Source organism: Ligilactobacillus sp., from assembly GCF_036846325.1.
In the GTDB taxonomy this organism is placed as follows: Bacteria; Bacillota; Bacilli; order Lactobacillales; family Lactobacillaceae; genus Ligilactobacillus.
This window is the reverse complement of record NZ_DAIUCE010000113.1, coordinates 1-1,300: the sequence shown is the minus strand read 5'-3', so window position 1 is coordinate 1,300 and position 1,300 is coordinate 1. Positions and strand designations below refer to the sequence as shown.

Genomic DNA, 1,300 nt, shown 5'->3' with positions numbered 1-1,300 from the left:
ACGGCAACCTTATCGCCCTCGACCATGACTATTCTGCCGGTGCTTTGATACGTGCAAACGCCTTCGCGTCAAGCACGCCCCAACCGATAAACGATTCGGCACGAAGCAGCACTTCGTTGTTGGCTTTGAGGTCGCGGCCCGTCTGATCAGGATCACCATACTCGATGACCTCGAGCGGGATTTCTTCCGAGTAGCCCCACTTGAACGCATTCTGAAAATCGCCTGCAATTGCATAGTCGTTTTCGGACGTAGCGCCTTTTGTGGCAAGCGTCTTGTTGACGTCAGATGCCATGCCGTAAAATGCGTCAGGATTCTGGCCAAAGCGGAACTCAGGGTACTGAACTACACCGTTAACCTTAACCTGCGCCAACGCCTGACCAGCTGCAGGGGAAAGTGCGAGGCCCGTAACATCGTAATCGTTGGCAACAACAGTTTGAACAATTGAATCAATCTGATCATCAAACTGTGTCTTAGCATTAAATTCAACCGCGGTTACCAACCCATCAATCGAATTCGTTGTCTTGAATGACGCGTCAGTAAGCGATTTTGGTTCCAGGCCATGAATTGCGGCCAAATCAAAGGCAACCGCAATCTTTTTAGCAAATCCATCAGAAAAGGCCTGAAGGTAATCTACCTGCTTGGCCTCAGAGCAGTATTTGAACTCGTCGGTAATGCGAGCCTGGTAAACGAACTTTAACGGGCGGATTACCTTTGTTTCAATTGTTGCCTTTCCCGGCTTTTTTGTTTCGCCTTCTCCGACAATTTGAGCATTGCCTTCGAGGTTAAAAACGAACTGCTGCGACCCGTTGAACGGGATTGGCGTCTGAGCGCTCAGCTTGGCAAGGGTTGAATAGCCCTTGACCTTGTTCATGAGTTCTGTGACGAGTTCCGGCGAAAATGTTGTGCCGGTGTTAAGTGTATCAGCCATATTATCTATCTCCTTACTTGTTTGTGAGCTGGTGGATCATGTTACCCCAGCCTTTATCATCAACTGCCGGTTCTGTCGATTTCAACGGGGCAGCCTGCTTAGGCTGCATGTATCCGGCCAGTGTTTCTGCATCGCGCTTCAGGCTGTCTTCATCATCGCCTCGTAACCGATTGGCAAACTCAAGTGGCAAACCACTCTGCAAAGCCACTCGCGTTTTCATTTTCTCCGTTTCATACCCGGAAATCTTGGTCTGCAAGTCTGCGATTTGCTTGTCAAGCTCGCCCTTTGCCGATTTTGATGATTCGACCGTCGAATGCAGCTCAGCATTTTCAGTTTCAACTAATATCTTTGCTCTATTAGCTATGAATTTTT

General features: G+C 48.8%; 2 protein-coding genes. Both read right to left on the bottom strand.

Annotated features, from left to right (window positions below; translation table 11 throughout):
- Positions 1–28: 28 nt before the first annotated feature.
- A complete protein-coding gene (locus V7Z60_RS08735) occupies positions 29–928 on the bottom strand; it encodes a phage major capsid family protein (protein ID WP_334117443.1) in 900 nt (299 codons plus the stop codon).
- A 13-nt stretch (positions 929–941) separates the two neighbouring features.
- Positions 942–1,300 (bottom strand): DUF4355 domain-containing protein (locus V7Z60_RS08730; RefSeq protein WP_334117442.1); only part of this gene is annotated, 359 nt, incomplete at its 5' end.

What these genes read in the sequence shown, in the direction of transcription:
- V7Z60_RS08735 (WP_334117443.1), bottom strand. Translation starts at nt 928, where the DNA reads ATGGCTGATACACTTAACACCGGCACAACATTTTCGCCGGAACTCGTC.